The organism is Paraburkholderia azotifigens, assembly GCF_007995085.1.
GTDB classification, from domain to species: domain Bacteria; phylum Pseudomonadota; class Gammaproteobacteria; order Burkholderiales; family Burkholderiaceae; genus Paraburkholderia; species Paraburkholderia azotifigens.
Genome location: NZ_VOQS01000005.1, coordinates 2,260,579 through 2,278,312 on the forward strand (window position 1 = coordinate 2,260,579; position 17,734 = coordinate 2,278,312).

Consider the following 17,734-nt stretch of genomic DNA (forward strand, 5'->3'; position numbering starts at 1 on the left):
TTGTCAAATTATGTCTTAGACAGACTTAACTTGTCACCCTAGACTTTGCGCTACCGACTCAATCAAAGGAGCAAGTCATGAGCATCAAGGACAAACTGCCGGCCGGCACGCAGCTGGGTTTTGGCGCTGCGCCACTGGGCAACATGTTTCGCAACATCCCCGAGGAAGAAGCGCTGGCAACCGTGAAGGCAGCGTGGGATCAAGGCGTGCGTTATTTCGACACGGCCCCGCTGTACGGCGCCGGCCTCTCGGAAATCCGGCTTGGCGATGCGCTCTCCGACCGCAGGCGCGACGACTACGTGCTGAGCACGAAAGTAGGCCGCGTGATTCTCGACGAAATCGAGGACGTCAGCGCGCGCGATCTCGGCGAGAAAGGGGATGTGTTCGCCTTTGGCCGTCCGAACAAGATCGTCAACGACTATTCGGCCGACGCGACGCTGCGCTCGATCGAAGACAGCCTGACGCGCCTGAAGACGGATCGTCTGGACATCGTCTGGGTACACGACGTCGCGCAGGACTTCTACGGCGACGAATGGCTCGCCATGTTCGAATCGGCACGCAAGGGCGCGTTCCGTGTGCTGAATCGTCTGCGCGACGAAGGCGTGATCAAGGCGTGGGGGCTGGGTGTCAACCGCGTCGAGCCGTGCGAACTGCTGCTCGATCTCTCGGAAGTGAAACCGGATGGCTTCCTGCTCGCAGGCCGCTATTCGTTGCTCGATCACGAGCGTGCATTGCAGCGGCTGCTGCCGGCCGCTGCCGCGAAAAATGTGGAGATTGTCGTCGGCGGTCCGTATAGCTCGGGCGTGCTCGCGGGCGGCGCACACTTCGAATACCAGAAGGCGTCGCCTGAGATTCTCGCGAAGGTCGAACGTATCAAGGCGATCGCCGCGCGTCACAACGTGAGCGTCAAGGCCGCCGCGCTGCAGTTCGTGCTGGCCAATCCGGTTGTCGCCGCAGTGATCCCCGGCGCGAGCAAGCCGGAGCGCATCGCGGAAGACCACGCTGCCGTCAAGGAAGTGATTCCCGCAGACTTCTGGCGCGAGTTGCGCGAGCAAGGTCTGGTCGCCGCCAATGCACCGCTGCCCGTCAAGGCTTAAGGAGACTGACATGGCCCAAGCCAATGCGTCGATCCGCATTCCCGTTTCGCCCGACAAGGTGTGGCAACTGATCGGCGGCTTCGATTCGCTGCCGGACTGGCTGCCCTACATTCCGTCGAGCGAATTGAGCGAAGGCGGACGTGTGCGGCGTCTTGCCACGCCGGCCGGGGATGTGATCGTCGAGCGTCTGGAAGCCTTCGACAACCGCGCGCGCAGCTATACCTATTCGATTCTCGAAGCGCCGTTTCCCGTCACGGGCTATCGCTCGACGCTGCAGGTGCGTGAGAGCGAAGAGGCGGGTGCGTCGCTGGTCGACTGGAGCGGTGCGTTCACGCCGAACGGTGTGAGCGACGACGAAGCATCGAGGCTTTTCGAAGGTATCTATCGCGACGGTCTGCGCGCGCTGGCGGCATCGTTCGCGGACAACGGCATCGCGTAACTTGCGTGGATTCGGGCCCGATGACGCACTATCAGGCATCCGGGCCCGTGATCACGCGGGACGCACGGCACCCGACGGCATTACGCTTCGCCGCCATGTTTGGCGTTCAGCTCCTCGATCAGCTGTCGCGCGCCGGGCGAGAGCTGCGCGCCTTTTCGGGTGACGAGTTCATAAGGCTCGCTACGCGAAGCAAGATGCAGCGGAAGGATGCACGTCATCTCGTGACTGGCGAAAAACTGCGCGACGTCGATCGACACCAGCGCGACGAACGACGGATTGCTCTGCAGCAGCGCGAGCGTGGCGAATGCAGACGTCGTTTCGAGCAGATGCATGGGGAAGCGAAGATCGGCTTCGCGAAACTCGCGCTCCAGCAATAGCCGCATCGGCATGTTCGCGCGATACACCACCCAGCGGTATTCCGCGACGTCCTGAAGCCTGACCTTCTTCTCGCGCCGCAGCGGATGCTGCACATTGGCCACGACTGCGAGCGTTTCCTCCTGCAGCCGCGTGGTTTCGTAGTGCTGCGGCGTCTGACTGATCGTCGTCCGGCAGATCGCCAGATCCAGCCGGCCTTCGTCGATCTGGCTGAGCAATGTTGCGCTCGTGTCTTCGACGATTTCGACTGAGATTTCGGGGTTTCGCGCGATCAGCGAAGTAATCGCATCGGTGAGCAGCGGCACGGCGCCCATGATCACACCGACCGCCACACGGCCGCCTTGGCCGCGCATGATCCCGACGATCTCTTCACGCATGTGCGACAGATCGGTGTGGATCAGGCGTGCGTAGCGAATCACGCAGCGTCCCGCTTCGTTGGGCTCGAGTCCCCGGTTCGTGCGATTGAACAGCGGTGTCCCGAATGTCGTTTCGATTTCCTGCAAGGCCTTGCTGGCGCCCGGCTGCGTGAGCGCGACCTGCTGCGCCGCCTTCAGCAACGACCCGTGATCCCCGAGGGCGATCAGGAGCCGCAGTTGCTTCAGATGCAGGCGGGAAATGATGGAGTTGAGCGGCGGTGTCATGAGGGTTGAGGGAAAGTTATATCTGTATCAAATCTTCTCAATTACTGAGAAATGGGTGCCTCCTTATACTGGCCCACACACGGCGTCTAAAAAGCGCCAGCATCAACGCGACGGCCCGGTTATGGGCCGTTGGAGTCCGGCGCCGAGGCGCTACAGCCACTATAACTGACGCTCATTCCTATGTCTCTCATCAACTACATCACGCAGATTCAGTTCGACTACGGTGCGATCCGTTTGCTTGGCAGCGAATGCGAGCGATTGGGTATCAGGCGGCCGTTGATCGTCACGGACAGAGGTATCCGGGCAGCAGGCATCATCGATACCGTGCTCGACGCGCTCGCTGGCACGGCGCCCGTCCCGATCTATGACGGCACGCCGCCGAACCCCAACGAGGCTGCGGTGCGCGACGCGGTGGCGGCCTATCGCGCGGGCGACTGCGACGGCATCGTCGCCGTGGGCGGCGGTTCGGCGATCGATCTGGCCAAGGGCGTTGCCGTTTGCGCGACTCACGAAGGGCCGCTGCAACGATTCGCCGTGATCGAAGGCGGCGCGACGAACATCACCACGAAAACCGCGCCCGTGATTGCCGTGCCCACGACAGCGGGCACCGGCAGCGAAGTGGGGCGTGGCGCCATTCTGATTCTCGACGACGGTCGCAAGGTCGGCGTGATCTCGCCGTTCGTGGTACCGCGCGTGGCGATCTGCGATCCGGATCTGACGCTGGGCTTGCCGCCCGCGTTGACGGCGGCGACCGGCATGGACGCGATCGCACATTGCATCGAGACCTTCCTCGCGAGCGCGTTCAATCCACCCGCCGACGGCATCGCGCTGGACGGACTGTGGCGCGCATGGCGTCACATCGAGCGCGCGACGCGTGAACCGGGCGACCGTGTGGCGCGACTGAACATGATGAGCGCATCGATGCAAGGCGCGCTCGCATTCCAGAAAGGCCTTGGCTGCGTGCACAGCTTGAGTCATTCGCTTGGCGGCATCAATCCGCGCCTGCATCACGGCACGCTCAACGCGATCTTTCTGCCCGCGGTGCTCGAATTCAATCAGCACGCGCCATCCGTGCGCGACGAGGACAAGCTCAACCGCATGGCAACCGCTATGGGGCTTGGCAACGGTGTGGAGGTGGCGCCGTCAGTGCGGACCATGACGCAGCGGCTCGGCTTGCCGACCGGCCTCGCGCAACTGGGCGTCACGCCCGCGATGTTCCCCGACATCATCAGGGGCGCACTCAAGGACCACAGCCACAAGACCAATCCCCGCGAAGCGTCCGATGGCGATTACCGCGCCATGCTGGAAGCATCGCTCTGATGCATCGCATCTGACTGACTCAGTGCCGCGCAGACGGCACTCCAACAAATCAACCGGAGACACTCAACATGCAGGCGAGCAAAAAGCTGCGTCGTATCCAGCGCATTTCCATTTTCTTTTTGACGCTGGCAGGCTGCGTCAACTATCTCGACCGTAGCGCGCTATCGGTAGCCAACAGCACCATCAGCGGCGAAATGGGGCTTAGCGCGTCGCAAATGGGTCTGTTGCTTTCCGCGTTTTCGATGTCCTATGCATTCGCGCAGTTGCCGGTCGGCGTCCTGCTGGATCGTCTGGGCGCACGGCTGATGCTCGGCGCAGGCATGTTGCTCTGGTCGGTCGCGCAGCTGTGCACTGGCTTCGTACATGGCATCCAGCAGTTTTTCCTCGCACGGGTGTGCCTTGGCATCGGCGAAGCGCCGCAGTTTCCTGCCGGCGCGAAGGTGATCGGCGAATGGTTCGCGCTGCGTGATCGCGGCGCTCCAACGGGGATTTTCGTGGCCTCTTCGACGATCGGCCCCGCGATTGCGCCGCCGATCCTCACTGCGCTCATGCTGAGCCTCAGCTGGCGCGAGATGTTCATCGTCACGGGTGTGTTCGGCATATTGGTGGCGCTAGGCTGGTACGCGGTGTATCGCAACCGCAGTGAAGTGGAACTGACACCCGACGAGCAGGCCCATCTCGCCGAAGGTGCGCAGGAAGAACCCAACGCAGCACCGCTGAACGGCGCGCAGTGGCGCAATCTTTTCGCGCAACGCACGACGTGGGGCATGCTGTTCGGCTTCATGGGCGTCATCTACATGGTGTGGCTGTATCTGACCTGGCTGCCCGCGTATCTGGAGCACGAACGCGGCATGAGCATCGCGCGCGCGGGTTGGGTCGTGGCGATTCCGTACCTGGTCGGCACGCTCGGCATGGTGGGAAGCGGCTATATCGCCGACTGGCTCTACAGCAGAGGCATGGCTCCGATCACGAGTCGCAAGTGGCCGATCTGCGTGGGGCTCGTCGGCGCGGCGGCGGCCACCGTCCCAGCTGCATTGACGCCTTCCGCCTCGATGGCCATCGTGTACATCTCGGTGGCGATGTTCTTCCTCAACATGGCATCCGGCGGCGCATGGTCGCTCGTGAGTGTCGCCGCGCCCCGTCACGCCGTGGCGTCGCTCGGCGGCATCCAGAACTTCGGCGGCTTCCTGGCGGGATCGGCTGCGCCGATCGTCACCGGCCTTGTGGTGGACCGCACGCATTCGTTCGTGAACGCGCTGATCGTGAGCGCCGCCGTCGCGCTGCTTTCCGCCGTTGCTTACATGGTCATGGTGCGCAGGCCCGTCAGCGTCACGCAAGAGCACGAAGAGGGTTCCGTGCTTGCAACCGTGCAGGCGGCCGACTGAACGGCAGCGAGCGCGGCAGCCACATCACGGCAGTTTCAAACCGATAGACAGTCAAGGTGCAGGGATCGAATGTCAGTCATTACGTGTGTTGAGGATTTGCGTCTGATGGCGAAGAAGCGCGTGCCGAAGGCGTTTTACGATTATGTCGATAGCGGCTCCTATTCGGAATCGACGTACCGCGAGAACAGCCGCGCGTTCGACGACCTGAAGCTGCAGCAGCGAGTGGCCGTGAATGTCGAAGGTCGGAGCACAGCCAGCACGATGATCGGTCAGCCAGTGACCATGCCCGTTGCCATCGCGCCAACCGGCCTCGCCGGCATGCAGTGGGCGAACGGCGAGATGCTCGGCGCGCTTGCCGCAAAGCGCTTCGGCGTGCCGTTCACCTTGTCGACGGTCAGCATCTGCTCGATCGAAGATGTCGCGCGGCATACCGCCGCACCGTTCTGGTTTCAGCTCTACGTGATGCGCGACCGCGGCTTCAATGCGTCGCTGATCGAGCGCGCGAAGCTGGCTGGCTGTTCGGCGCTCGTCGTCACGCTGGATCTGCAGATCAACGGCCAGCGGCACAAGGACCTGAAGAACGGCATGACTGTTCCGCCGCGTCTCACGGCTTCCAACCTGCTCGATTTCGCGTCGAAGCCAGGCTGGATGATGCGTGCGCTGCGCGGCGCCAAAACGTTCGGCAATCTGGCGGGCTACATCAAGGGCGGCGACGACGTCATCGCGATCAGCAAGTGGGTGGCGCAACAATTCGACCCGACGCTCGGCTGGGACGATCTCGTCGCCATCCGGCGCGGCTGGGATCGCAAGCTCGTGCTGAAGGGCATCCTGAGCGTCGAGGACGCGCGCATGGCCGCATCGATCGGCGCCGATGCCATCGTCGTGAGCAATCACGGCGGGCGGCAACTGGATGGCGCGCCGCCCAGCATCGAAGCGTTGCCGGCGATCGTCGAGGCTGTCGGCGACAAGATCGAAATATGGGTGGATGGCGGCATTCGCAGCGGGCAGGACGTAATGAAGGCGCTCGCGCTGGGCGCGAAAGGCACCATGGTCGGACGTGCATTCATGTACGCACTCGGCGCAATGGGCGAGGCCGGTGTCACGCGAATGCTGCAGATACTGCAAAGCGAACTCGACGTCAGCATGGCCTTGTCGGGCGTGCGAACGATCGGCGAAATCGGCCGGCACAATCTTTTTCAGCGTCGTCATGATCTGCTGTCGCGCGGCAGCCTGGGCGAGTCGCAGGATCGCGCAGAGACGGCAATCGTTTAAATCAAGGAGCAAGCTGGATGGATCTGAACATCAAAGGTCGGTGGGCGCTGGTGTGCGCGGCAAGCAAGGGTCTGGGAAAAGGTTGCGCACAAGCGCTGGTCGCGGAGGGTGTAAACGTTGTCATCACGGCACGCGGCAGTGACGCGCTCGAGGCGACCGCACACGCGCTGCGTATGCTCAATCCCGCGGTCACGGTCAAGACCGTGCCCGGTGACATCACGACGAGCGAAGGGCGCGCCGCTGCAGTGGCGGCGGCCCCTCACATCGACATTCTCGTGAACAACGCGGGCGGCCCGCCGCCGGGCGATTTTCGCAACTGGTCGCGAGAGGACTGGATCGCCGCAGTCGATGCGAACATGCTGACGCCGATCGAGTTGATCAAGGCAACCGTGGACGGGATGGCCGAGCGGGGCTTCGGCCGCATCATCAATATCACTTCGGGCGCGGTGAAGGCGCCGATCGACGTGCTGGGACTATCGAACGGTGCGCGTTCGGGGCTGACGGGTTTTGTCGCGGGACTGGCGCGGCAAAAGCGTATTGCGCAGGCCAATGTGACCATCAACAATCTGCTGCCGGGGCTGTTCGAAACCGACCGTTTGCGTCAGTCGACGCGAGCAGCGGCCGATGCGCATGGTCAGAGCTACGACACGACGCTGGAAGCGAAGCGCCAGATCGTTCCGGCTGGGCGCTTCGGAACGCCTGAGGAGTTCGGGGCGCTCTGCGCCTTCTTGTGCAGCGAGCAGGCCGGATATCTGACAGGTCAGAATGTGCTGCTGGACGGCGGCGCCTATCCGGGCACCTTCTGACGCACGGACTGCGGCTGACGTAGCGTGCATGCCCGACAACCGAGGCATGCGCGCTACGCGTGCTTATTTGATGACGAGAGGATTGACGGGAGCACCCGTGCCGCCAACGATCTTCAGCGGTGCAGCCGTATAGAGGAATTGCCATTGACCGTCGCGTTCGCAGTCGCCTGCGAGTTCGTCGAGCAGCACGACCTCGGTAAATACGACGCCCAGGTTGCGCATCAGCGCGTTATGCAGCGGAATCATAACGCCCGACAGGGGATCGACAGTGACTTCGTTGCCCATCGTATCCGTCACGAGACAAGGAATTTCCATCTCCCGAAACCACTCGACGAGTTCACGGCTGAACGTCAAGCCCGGCTCCATATAGTCCTGATAGAACTCATCCGCGTCGCGCTCGTAGAACGAGCCGATCCAGCCGGTGCGGATCAGCAGGATGTCCCGCGGCTCGATGGTCACGCCCTGCGCGCGCGCGGCATCGAGCAGATCCCGATGGTCGAACGTTTCGCCCTTGTCGAGCACGGGCTTGTTGCGGTGACGCGCCATATCGATCAGCACGGCGCGACCGGCAATGCCGCGCTCGGCGATCGGCAGAATGCTGGCGCGCGCCAGGCCACCGACGGTACTCATCGCGTCATAGCCGTTCCAGAGGGTGTCGTCGTACCAGACGTGGCCGAGTGCGTCGCATTGCGTCGATCCTTGAACATGCATGAAGATCACATCGTCGGCATATTCGACGTTACCGTCGAAGTGTGCCTTGCCTGCCAGAAAATGGCCTTTATCGAGCACGTTCATGCGCATCGAAGGGCGCCGGCCGGGAAATAGCGGCTCGCCTTTCGCATGACCGATATCGACTTGCAGCGTGAATGTCTTGCCCTGTCGCACCGCGGCGATGCCGCGCAGAATCTCCGCCGATTGAAGATAGTTCAGCGCGCCGACTTCGTCGTCGGGTCCCCACTTGCCCCAGTTTCTGGGCAAGCCTTCGAGCAGTTGCTTGACGTCTGGATTGCCTTTGGGATTCGGCACACACATGATTGTCTCCTTGGTTGTTGAAGCAAGCACGAAGTGGCTTGCCTTTGAGTTGTTGCCTGACGGATGCTTGCCTAGCGGATCGGCGAGAAGGAGGCGGCCAGCATGATGCGGGATTCCTGATCGATGAGCAGCGGCGTGGCCTTTGCGATGAACCTGTTCATCCAGTTCGGATCTTCGAGCAGCGCAGCACGGCGCTTAACGCGCTCGTCGAGGCTTTCCCATGCCCAGATATGCACGACCTGATTCAATGTGCCGACTTCCGTGTACCACCAGCCGATCAGCTTCGCGTGACGCGAAATGATAGGCAAGCCTTCCGCTTCGAAGTTCTGAAGATATTCCTTCAGCTTTCCTGGTTGAACCGTATAGGTTCGCATTTCATAAAACATGAACGAGTACTTTCCAAATCAAGCAGAAAGTCAGTATAGAAATCATCCAATAGCCTTTAAATTGAGAGCTTCTTATAGCGCTATAACGAGCTGTCATGTCCAAAGCGTTGACGCTTGCCAGCCGGTTTGAAATCATTCCGTGAAGGTGCTGCGAGGTCGAAATTGCAGCGACGCGAGCACAGTCGAGTGAATAACGACGCCCGGGACAGGGCGTCGACTTATCCCATCAAGGAAATGAAAATGAACATCGCAGGGAACTTGTTGATTGGCCAGAGCGTGCGACGCGGAACGAACGGCGTGTCGTATGCCATCGACGCGGCGAGCGGCGAACGATTGGAACCGGGCTTCGGTGGCGCGACGCTCGAAGACGTCGATGCAGCGTGTGCATTGGCATGGGCCGCTTTCGATATCTTCCGCGAAACCACGCTCGAAGCCCGCGCGGATTTTCTGGAGACGATCGCAGCCAACATCCTCGCAGCAGGCGATGCGTTGATCGAGCGCTGCGTCGCGGAGTCGGGCTTGCCGCGCGCGCGAATCGAGGGTGAACGCGCGCGAACGGTGGGCCAGTTGCGGATGTTCGCGGGTGTCGTGCGAGCAGGCGACTTTCTCGAAGCGCGCATCGATCCGGCTCAGCCCGAGCGCAAACCGGCACCGCGCGTCGATCTGCGTTTGCGGCACATCGGGCTCGGCCCCATCGCGGTGTTCGGTGCCAGCAATTTTCCGCTGGCGTTCTCGGTGGCAGGGGGCGACACCGCTTCCGCACTGGCCGCTGGGTGCCCGGTGATCGTCAAGGCCCATGCCGCGCATCCCGGCACGTCGGAACTGGTCGGCATGGCCGTGCAGAAGGCGGTGAAGGACTGCGAAATGCCAGAGGGGACCTTCTCGCTGCTGTTCGGAAGCGGCCGTGAAATCGGCCAGGGGCTGGTTCGCGATCCCCGCATCAAGGCGGTCGGATTCACCGGCTCGCGCCATGCGGGAACGGAGTTGATGGCAGTCGCCGCCGCGCGTACCGAGCCGGTGCCGGTCTATGCGGAAATGAGTAGCATCAATCCGGTGTTGCTGTTTCCGCATGCGCTTGAGCAGCGCGGCGAAGCGATCGCTCAGGCCTTCGTGCAATCGTTGACGCTCGGTGCCGGGCAGTTCTGCACGAACCCGAGTTTGATTCTCGCGGTGGAAGGTCCCGCACTCGATCGCTTCGTGGCTGCGGCTTCGGAGGCGTTGAGACGGGCGCCGGCCGCAACGATGCTCACGCCCGGCATTCATCGGGCGTTTGAAACGGCGGTGTCGAAGTTCGCCGAACATCCGCAGGTGCAGACGGTGGCGCGCGCGCAGCCTGCGACCGGCGCGAACAAGGGACAAGGCGCGCTCTTTGTGACCAGCGCCGCCGCGTTTCGTGAGCAAACGGAATTACAGGAAGAGATTTTCGGCGCGGCGTCATTGATCGTGCGTTGCCCAGATCTGCACACGATGCGTGAACTGATCGAATCGCTGGAAGGACAGCTGACGGCGGCGTTGCAGATCGATGAAGCCGATTACGCAGCGGCGCGTTCGTTCCTTCCGTCACTGGAGCGACGCGTGGGCCGCGTGCTCGTCAATGGCTTTGGTACGGGCGTTGAAGTCGCGCATGCGATGGTCCACGGCGGTCCTTATCCGTCCACCGCCGACGGTCGTTCGACTTCGGTCGGCAGCCTCGCGATCCGCCGCTTTCTGCGGCCGGTGAGCTATCAGGACATGCCGGAGGCGCTGCTGCCCGAGTCGTTGAAAACGGGCAACCCGTGGCGAATCAATCGTCTCGTCGACGGGAAGATCGCATTGGCGCAGCGCGCTTGATCGTCGTTGCCCAGGTCGGCGCGATTACGCCGCTGCCTTTGCGGCGGCGAGGTCATGAGAAGGGCAAGACGTACTGGTTTAAAGGAACACGCTCGACGGTCGTTCGGTCGGGGTTAGCGACTGCCTGATGGATGCCAGCCTAGGCGAACTGTTCTGATCTAGCCGCAAGGACAACGACAATGCATCAAGCCTGTCGCGCCAGCCCTAGATACAAAACGCCTTCTGTCATTCGCAGCATCGGATCGAACACAGAGCCGAACGGTCGCTTCGTGACACTACTGCTATCGGTCACAGCAGCCCGCACGCTAGCGTTCTTCGCCTGCGCCGTCGATCGGGCGTTCAGGCGTTGATTGTGCCCGGCAACACAGGCTATTCACTCGCCAGGGTCCGGGCCGCCGCTGGTCGATCGCCAAGCCAATCAACGACCTTGGCCCGTAAGAATTCGATCAATGCGCATGATGCGATTCGCATGTAGGCGCAGTGTGGTCTTGCTCCAAACGCCTTAAGCAAATCTTCCATACATCCGACAACCTGTGCGGTCAGAAAATGGTAATGAAAAGCAGGCTTCATTTCATATCACCGTAACTTGTGAAGTATTTATATTTCAAACTAATATGCCCGAGAGGATGTGATCTTGTCGATGCGAGGAAAAATGCTATGCCGTTTTCAACGTGAGGTTTTCGCGCGACAGAACGTGAGTTAATAGACGGGTACCGGGAGGCGGGACGCCTCGCGCCTTGGCATGGCACTACCCCGGCAGTATCGTTGCTCATAGGCAGAAGGAGGACGCGATGCCGAACACCCTATTCAGGACAGCGGGCGAAGCGCTGGATAGCCTCAAAGCTAATAAGTTCACGTACACCAAGTGGAACAAGGAGGAACATAAAGCGGTCACGGCAAAGGCGCCGGCTGCAAACAGCACCTACCTGGAAGACTTCGGCAAGATCGCTCGCTTTCTGTGCGATACCACGGCGTTCAATATTCAGTTAAGCGCGGTATCGGCCGACATGTGGAACGCCTACCGCGCCTTCGACCCAAAGCTGCGCAATAAATTTACGCGGGCAATGGGCGTGGTTGCCCGCAGCCTGAACTTCGATTTCCAGAATCGCTTCACCGCGAACACTACGCCAAATGCGCCGATCGGCATCATGCTCATCGGCGGCGACCCGCAACTCGGCTACATGCTGCGCAACAAGCTGTTCTGGAAGGACAGTATGGATCTGCGTCACGGCGAGCACACCCACAGTCTGCAGTGGCTGGCAATCGCCAAATGGGGCGGTACCGCGACACCCGCTGCGACGCTGTACTCGCTGACAGCCGATTACCGTGCCCAGTCCAAGGATGATCGTCCCGGCAATCGCTCGATGATCCTTTGGCAATGGCTGACCGACTGCTTCCCGACCGACATGAAAAGGCTCGCTACCGCTACCTTCCTTAACGGCGAGACACTGGAATCGCAGTCAAATCGTGCGCCGCAGTTCGTCATGGATCATCTGATGAGTACCACCGGACCGATCGCAGATCACTTCGTTTCCAACTATCTTTACTACCGCTACAAGAACCGCAACTGGCTGACGACGGAAGAAACCACCACGTGGACGCCTGACGGACCGAAAACGAAATCGGAAATCACCAAGCTGCACACCGGCGATCCGAAGACGCATCGCGCCGACACACGCGGTGCCCGGGCGTGGAATCCGAGCCCGTCGGTGCCGGACGCGCGTTTTATCCGGGATGCGACGACCTACAATGCGCGCCCAGCACGCACCGACGACGGGAAACAAATTGCGATGACATTCCATGGTCAGCCTGGCAACCTCACCTTTTACTACTCCGACTAGGGACGGCTTCGGCGCAACCTGCTCGTCTCGCGCATGATGCATTTGCTCTGGATTGACCCGCTCACTTTGATGCAGTCATGAAAGAGAACGTCTCGTTGCGCCTATTCGCCCCACGTCGAACTGGTCGCTCGTGGCGCATATTCGACAGCGGCACGACGGCCGCAAAGGCCGGCACTGGCGCTGGCCAGTTGGCATCTCCGCGGATCTGCCCGTTGCGCCTCCGGAAGCGCCATTTAGAATGCCTGGTCCCGAACGGCAGAAGAGGGATTTGGCGCGTGCTTGACGCTGGAAGCAGTCATTGATCGACCGTTATCGACACGGCAGCGCCGATGATCGGAATGGTCGATTATTTGTCCGCGAGTGGCTCTATCGCGCGACCGCTCGACGATACCCGCCCCTGCAACTCTGACGGTTCGACCGACAGCAACGGGTCGTGGAGACCCATTCATTGACGGTGGGAAGCGTCATCCGCCGGTGCCAGTTTGCGAATGGCAGCAACCCGACCTGAAGCAGACTCACGACTCGTATCGCCGAGCGTCAGCTATGGCCGATAAGCAACACTTCACCGTCGGGAGTGGAATGGCCGGTTCCTGAGCGCAGCCGATTTTCTGAAGATCCGAACGACGATGCTAGTAAAGTGCGCTCCATCGCTGAGCCGTAACGACGTGCGTCGTCCGCCGAACCTGGAGGTGCGTCTTCGTGATTGGCTGGGACCAAGGCGCTGCGGCGCGACTCTCACTAAAAGTGAGTTCTGCCTCCATAGGCACTTCGAAACCAGAATTGTTTGTTCAAACTTGCATCTGGATCAAATCTATTTGTTCGATCGTGCCTGTGAGGCCGTACTGACGGCGCGCCAAGGAGACGGCGATTTCGTTCATCTGATTACGATACTTTTGGCTTGTCTTGGATCAATTTCTTTGAGCGCGGATGTGCCTGGAAAGTTGCATTGAAACAATGATCTGTTTCCATGTCAGATTTAATTGTCGCTGTCTTTTCGCGTGTGGCCGGGCGTCAGATCAGGTTTGTTTGTCTAAATTCGGCATGTCAGGTTTGTTTGTCGCGGAACAGGTTTCGTTTGTACGTCACCACCGCCCGCCGACACCCTTGCCACCCCACCCATCTCTCATGATATATTACATATCAACGCATCCGAATTCGGAAGCACCGAATGACGACGCAACCGGTCTCAGGCAGAAAGATTCGTTCATGCGCGCACACCGCGCCCAATCCGGACTTCACAATGTTCGATCCGTCGCTGCTTGGCCGTCTGTCCTTCACACACGCCGATGCCGTCAAGGGTGCATTGCCGCCCGGCCGCAACCGGCTTGGCATCGCTGGTGATCGCGATGCGATCCTGTACGTGCCGCGCGGCCTCGAACCGAATGAGCCCGTGCCGCTTTTCGTGATGTTCCATGGCGCGGGCGGCTTCCCGGAAAAGGTTCTGCCCTACATCGAAGAGCACGCGGAGCGCGACAGATTCCTCGTGCTCGCGCCGCATTCGCTGTATCCGACGTGGGACATCGTGATCGGCGGCAGCGGCCCGGATCTGGAGCGGCTCGACCGCGCACTCGTCGAAGTGACCTCGCGTTATACGATCGATCGCGCTCGTCTCGCCTTCGCGGGCTTCTCGGACGGCGCGAGTTACGCGCTGTCGATGGGCATCACGAACGGCGACATCGCGAGCCACGTGATCGCATTCTCGGGCGGCTTCATGTCGGTGTTCACACAGGAAGGCGCACCGAAGGTTTTTATCGCGCACGGCATGCGCGACGAACAGCTGCCTGTCGAAACCAGCGGGCGCGCGAACGCCTCGAAGCTGAAAGCAGCAGGCTACGACGTGCAATACATCGAATTCAACGGACTGCATGCCATTCAGCCTGCCGTCGTCGGCATGGCCGTGCAGTTCTTTCTCGGTTAGCGGGCGGCGCGTTGCTGCCGTGAAGCCGCGTCATCATCAGATATGAGTGCGTCTATGGACTTTGAAATACCGGAATCGCTGGTGCATCCGCTGCTCGCGATGATCGAATCGGGATCGCCGCTCGCAAGACAACTCAATCAGCACGGCGCGTGTCACGGCAGCATGGTCGTGTCGAGCAAGCTGTTCGATTCCAGGTCGTTGAATACGCTCTATTCGCTCAGCAAAGCAAACGACGAGCGCGCGCTGATGTTCCAGATGCTCGCGCTCGACAACATCTACAACGCGCCGCAAGCGCGCACGATCCCGAGCCTCGAACAACTGGTGGCTGGCCTGATCGCGTATCTGACGCGCGATGCGATCGACGGCTGGCTATATGGCCGCGCGAAGGACGGCACGCTGCTGCCGTGGCTCGTGCGCCGCATGCGCCTCGTCGAACCCGATCAGGGCACACCGTACGTCGTGATCGATATGCTCGCGAACACGATGCAATCCGCGAATTCGGAACGTACCGAGCATCATTTGCGGCTCTCGGGCATGACCACGTCGCTCGTGATCAACCGGCACGATATCGTCGACCGCACGATTCCCGAGCTGCTGGCCGAGTTCGGTTTCTACAAGGAATGCTCCGAGTTCAAGCTCGAATACGAGCGGCATGCGGAGCGTTTTCTGCAGTTCCAGCCGCGTTTCGGCGCGCAGTTCGTGGTATCGAAGGCCGCTTATACAGTCGATGCAAAAAGCGGCGCCGAGCTGATCCGCATTCCTGACGGCGTGAGCGCGAAATGCGTGAACGATGAAGAGACGCTGGAAAGGCGCTTTCAGGCGACGGCCGACGCCGGCTTCTGGCGCGGCGCGAGCATCGACAGCGGGTTCGACAAGGTGCCGCTGCATTGCTACGTGTGCCTGTTTCATCTGGAATGGCACCGCGATATCTGGGTGCATGTGCAGCACATCGACGAATATCGCTATCAACCCGAACTGCGCGACAAGCTGGTGTTGCCGGATCATCATCGCGATCTGATCGACATTCTGACGTCGAAGACCAATGTGTTCGTGCAGGATTTCGTGCCGGGCAAATCGGGCGGCACGACGATTCTTTGCCAGGGCGCGCCTGGGCTCGGCAAGACGTTGACGGCCGAAGTCTATTCGGAAGTCGTCGGCAAGCCGCTGTATCGCGTGCATTCGGGGCAACTCGGAACGACGGCGGCGTCGGTGGGCGCGGCGCTGTCAGGCATCCTGCAACGCGCGACGCGCTGGGGCGCGATCCTGCTGCTCGATGAAGCCGACGTCTACATCCGGCGCCGCGATAACGACCTCGAGCACAACGCGATTGTCGCGGAGTTCCTGCGCACGCTCGAGTACTTCAACGGCCTGCTGTTCATGACGACCAACCGCATCGACGATGTCGACGATGCGATCCTGTCGCGCTGCATCGCGAAGATTCACTACGAAACGCCGCCGCGCGCGGACGCGATGCGCTTGTGGAAGCTCCTCGCCGAACAGCTGGGCGCCGATCTCGGCGACGACCTGATCGAAACCTTGACGAACACCTGGCCGCATTCGAGCGGGCGAGACATCAAGGAACTGCTGAAGCTGACCACGCGCTACTGCCGCGCCAAGGAGATTCCGCTGTCGTTGGACGCGTTCAGAATCTGTGCATCGTTTCGCGGTCACGCATGAGGCTGCGAAATCAGCCGGCGCGCACCTTCACGTAACGGCCAGGCGCGGGTTCGATGGGCTTGTGCTTCGCGCTGCCGGGCGCGGTGCGTGCCTTCACTTCGTCGCCCGCATGCTGCGTGACCCAGCGGATCCAGTGATTCCACCAGCTGCCCGATTGCCGCGTTGCGCCCGTCAGCCATTGCCCCGCGTCGCTGCCTGGCGTGCCGCCCGTCCAGTAGCTGCGCCTGTTTTTCGACGCGGGATTGATGACACCGGCGATATGACCGCTCGCACCGAGCACGAACTCCGTTTCACCGCCGAGCAGTTGCGTCGACTGATACGCGGAGCGCCACGGAACGATGTGATCTTCCTCGGTTGCAAGCAGATAGGCAGGCATGTCGATGCGCCCGAGATCCACGGGCGTGCCGCACATCGTCAGCCGGTTCGGCACACGCAGGCTGTTCTCCAGATACATGTTGCGCAGATACCAGCTGTACATCGGGCCGGGCAGATTGGTCGTGTCCGCGTTCCAGTAAAGCAGATCGAATGCGGCGGGCGCCTTGCCCTTCAGATAGTTGTTCACGACGTACGGCCAGATCAGATCGTTGGCGCGCAGCGTCTGAAAGACGAAGCCAAGCTCGCGTCCGGGGTAGAGTCCGCCGCGACCAATCGTATGTTCGCGCATCGACACACCCGCTTCGTCGATGAAGACACCCAGATCGCCGGGATCGCTGAAGTCGAGCAGCGCCGTCAGCAGCGTCGCGCTCGCGACGGTGTCGTCGCCATTCGCGCGCATCACGGCGAGCGCCGATGACAACAACGTGCCGCCGACGCACCAGCCCAACGCATTGACCTTGTCCGCGCGGGCGATCGTGCGCGCGACTTCGAGCGCCTTCATCACGCCGCTCTCGAGATACGCGTCCCATTGCGTATCCGCCATCGTTTCATCGGGATTGCGCCACGACACCAGAAACACCGTCAGCCCCTGTTCGCATGCGAAGCGTACGAACGAGTTGTCCGGTTGCAGATCCAGAATGTAGAACTTGTTGATGCAGGGCGGAACGATCACGAGCGGCCGTCGCGCGACGGTCGGTGTGAGGGGCGCATACTGGATCAGCTGGAACAGCTCGTTCTCGAATACGACCGAGCCTTCCGACGCGGCCACGCTGCGCCCCACTTCGAATGCGCTGCGATCGGTGATCGAAATGCAACCGTCCTTCATGTCTTCCAGCAAGCGGGTCGCGCCCGACACGAGACTGCTGCCGTGGGATTCGAGTGCGTGCTGGATGACTTCGGGATTGGTCGCGGCATAGTTCGTCGGACTGGCGAGGTCGATGAACTGGCGCGTGTAAAAGCGCAGCTTGTGCTTTTCCTTGTCGTCCAGCGTGCTCGCCTCGACCATGTCTTCGAGCATGCGCGCGTTGATCAGGTAGTTCTGCTTGAGCAGGCTGTACCAGCCATTGCTGGACCAGTCTTCCGCATGAAATCTCCGATCCCCATGCTCCGGCTGAACCACGGGCTGCGATGCGGATTTGCCGCCCGCCATGCCCGTCACCATGCTCGTGAACAGGGCGGTCTGCTGGCGCCAGTAATCGGCGCTTGCCTGCGTGAGCGTTTTACGCGTGCCGCCCGGTTCGTTCGATAGCGGCATCGCGCGCCAGAAGTTGAACCCGGCTTTGAACCAGCCCGACGCGAATTCGTCCGGCATGCTAAATGGCATTTTCATGTTGCATCCT

General features: G+C 61.2%; 14 protein-coding genes. 10 read left to right on the plus strand and 4 right to left on the minus strand.

Going from position 1 to position 17,734, the window contains the following annotated elements; all coding sequences use genetic code 11:
• Nucleotides 1–77: 77 nt before the first annotated feature.
• Nucleotides 78–1,097, plus strand: a complete 1,020-nt coding sequence (locus FRZ40_RS42240) for an aldo/keto reductase (RefSeq protein ID WP_147238246.1) — start codon at nt 78–80, stop codon at nt 1,095–1,097.
• A gap of 10 nt (nt 1,098–1,107) precedes the next feature.
• Nucleotides 1,108–1,536: an SRPBCC family protein gene (locus FRZ40_RS42245; RefSeq protein WP_147238247.1), complete on the plus strand. Its 429-nt coding sequence runs from the start codon at nt 1,108–1,110 to the stop codon at nt 1,534–1,536.
• Between the two features lie 80 nt (nt 1,537–1,616).
• Here the strand turns inward: FRZ40_RS42245 and FRZ40_RS42250 are convergent, their stop codons facing one another.
• Entirely contained in the window at nt 1,617–2,552 is a 936-nt protein-coding gene (locus tag FRZ40_RS42250; RefSeq protein WP_028365279.1) for a LysR family transcriptional regulator, read from the minus strand.
• Between the two features lie 180 nt (nt 2,553–2,732).
• Between FRZ40_RS42250 and FRZ40_RS42255 the strand changes: the two genes are divergently transcribed.
• The 4 genes from FRZ40_RS42255 to FRZ40_RS42270 all read left to right on the plus strand — a co-directional run bounded on the left by FRZ40_RS42255 (nt 2,733) and on the right by FRZ40_RS42270 (nt 7,335).
• Nucleotides 2,733–3,872 (plus strand): iron-containing alcohol dehydrogenase, encoded by a 1,140-nt coding sequence (locus FRZ40_RS42255; protein WP_028365280.1) that lies wholly within the window; start codon nt 2,733–2,735, stop codon nt 3,870–3,872.
• Nucleotides 3,873–3,940: 68 nt separating this feature from the next.
• The gene (locus tag FRZ40_RS42260; RefSeq protein WP_147238248.1) at nt 3,941–5,257 is read left to right on the plus strand and encodes an MFS transporter; all 1,317 of its coding nucleotides are present in this window, start codon (nt 3,941–3,943) and stop codon (nt 5,255–5,257) included.
• A gap of 69 nt (nt 5,258–5,326) precedes the next feature.
• Complete coding sequence (locus FRZ40_RS42265; RefSeq protein WP_079482448.1) at nt 5,327–6,529, plus strand: alpha-hydroxy acid oxidase; 1,203 nt, start codon at nt 5,327–5,329, stop codon at nt 6,527–6,529.
• A gap of 17 nt (nt 6,530–6,546) precedes the next feature.
• Nucleotides 6,547–7,335: an SDR family oxidoreductase gene (locus FRZ40_RS42270; RefSeq protein ID WP_028365281.1), complete on the plus strand. Its 789-nt coding sequence runs from the start codon at nt 6,547–6,549 to the stop codon at nt 7,333–7,335.
• A 63-nt stretch (nt 7,336–7,398) separates the two neighbouring features.
• Here the strand turns inward: FRZ40_RS42270 and FRZ40_RS42275 are convergent, their stop codons facing one another.
• Nucleotides 7,399–8,367, minus strand: coding sequence for a cyclase family protein (locus FRZ40_RS42275; RefSeq protein WP_028365282.1), 969 nt, complete (start codon nt 8,365–8,367; stop codon nt 7,399–7,401).
• 71 nt (nt 8,368–8,438) lie between these two features.
• Complete coding sequence (locus tag FRZ40_RS42280) at nt 8,439–8,753, minus strand: NIPSNAP family protein (protein WP_009770001.1); 315 nt, start codon at nt 8,751–8,753, stop codon at nt 8,439–8,441.
• Nucleotides 8,754–8,993: 240 nt separating this feature from the next.
• Here FRZ40_RS42280 and FRZ40_RS42285 point away from each other — a divergent pair, with 240 nt between their 5' ends.
• The 4 genes from FRZ40_RS42285 to FRZ40_RS42300 all read left to right on the plus strand — a co-directional run bounded on the left by FRZ40_RS42285 (nt 8,994) and on the right by FRZ40_RS42300 (nt 16,019).
• Nucleotides 8,994–10,583, plus strand: coding sequence for an aldehyde dehydrogenase (NADP(+)) (locus FRZ40_RS42285; RefSeq protein ID WP_147238249.1), 1,590 nt, complete (start codon nt 8,994–8,996; stop codon nt 10,581–10,583).
• Nucleotides 10,584–11,374: 791 nt separating this feature from the next.
• On the plus strand, nt 11,375–12,424 hold the full coding sequence (locus FRZ40_RS42290) for a LirA/MavJ family T4SS effector (RefSeq protein WP_028365285.1): 1,050 nt from the start codon (nt 11,375–11,377) through the stop codon (nt 12,422–12,424).
• Between the two features lie 1,240 nt (nt 12,425–13,664).
• Nucleotides 13,665–14,342, plus strand: a complete 678-nt coding sequence (locus FRZ40_RS42295; protein WP_147238250.1) for an alpha/beta hydrolase — start codon at nt 13,665–13,667, stop codon at nt 14,340–14,342.
• Nucleotides 14,343–14,396: 54 nt separating this feature from the next.
• The gene (locus FRZ40_RS42300) at nt 14,397–16,019 is read left to right on the plus strand and encodes an AAA family ATPase (RefSeq protein WP_147238251.1); all 1,623 of its coding nucleotides are present in this window, start codon (nt 14,397–14,399) and stop codon (nt 16,017–16,019) included.
• A 10-nt stretch (nt 16,020–16,029) separates the two neighbouring features.
• Here the strand turns inward: FRZ40_RS42300 and phaC are convergent, their stop codons facing one another.
• Nucleotides 16,030–17,724: a class I poly(R)-hydroxyalkanoic acid synthase gene (phaC, locus tag FRZ40_RS42305; RefSeq protein ID WP_147238252.1), complete on the minus strand. Its 1,695-nt coding sequence runs from the start codon at nt 17,722–17,724 to the stop codon at nt 16,030–16,032.
• Between the last annotated feature and the right edge of the window lie 10 nt (nt 17,725–17,734).

Excerpts from the sequence above, each read along its gene's own strand:
- FRZ40_RS42300 (WP_147238251.1), top strand. The coding sequence starts at position 14,397 with ATGGACTTTGAAATACCGGAATCGCTGGTGCATCCGCTGCTCGCGATG.
- phaC (WP_147238252.1), bottom strand. The coding sequence starts at position 17,724 with ATGAAAATGCCATTTAGCATGCCGGACGAATTCGCGTCGGGCTGGTTC.
- FRZ40_RS42255 (WP_028365280.1), top strand. The coding sequence starts at position 2,733 with ATGTCTCTCATCAACTACATCACGCAGATTCAGTTCGACTACGGTGCG.
- FRZ40_RS42280 (WP_009770001.1), bottom strand. The coding sequence starts at position 8,753 with ATGTTTTATGAAATGCGAACCTATACGGTTCAACCAGGAAAGCTGAAG.
- FRZ40_RS42260 (WP_147238248.1), top strand. The coding sequence starts at position 3,941 with ATGCAGGCGAGCAAAAAGCTGCGTCGTATCCAGCGCATTTCCATTTTC.
- FRZ40_RS42295 (WP_147238250.1), top strand. The coding sequence starts at position 13,665 with ATGTTCGATCCGTCGCTGCTTGGCCGTCTGTCCTTCACACACGCCGAT.
- FRZ40_RS42285 (WP_147238249.1), top strand. The coding sequence starts at position 8,994 with ATGAACATCGCAGGGAACTTGTTGATTGGCCAGAGCGTGCGACGCGGA.
- FRZ40_RS42275 (WP_028365282.1), bottom strand. The coding sequence starts at position 8,367 with ATGTGTGTGCCGAATCCCAAAGGCAATCCAGACGTCAAGCAACTGCTC.
- FRZ40_RS42240 (WP_147238246.1), top strand. The coding sequence starts at position 78 with ATGAGCATCAAGGACAAACTGCCGGCCGGCACGCAGCTGGGTTTTGGC.
- FRZ40_RS42270 (WP_028365281.1), top strand. The coding sequence starts at position 6,547 with ATGGATCTGAACATCAAAGGTCGGTGGGCGCTGGTGTGCGCGGCAAGC.
- FRZ40_RS42265 (WP_079482448.1), top strand. The coding sequence starts at position 5,327 with ATGTCAGTCATTACGTGTGTTGAGGATTTGCGTCTGATGGCGAAGAAG.
- FRZ40_RS42245 (WP_147238247.1), top strand. The coding sequence starts at position 1,108 with ATGGCCCAAGCCAATGCGTCGATCCGCATTCCCGTTTCGCCCGACAAG.
- FRZ40_RS42250 (WP_028365279.1), bottom strand. The coding sequence starts at position 2,552 with ATGACACCGCCGCTCAACTCCATCATTTCCCGCCTGCATCTGAAGCAA.
- FRZ40_RS42290 (WP_028365285.1), top strand. The coding sequence starts at position 11,375 with ATGCCGAACACCCTATTCAGGACAGCGGGCGAAGCGCTGGATAGCCTC.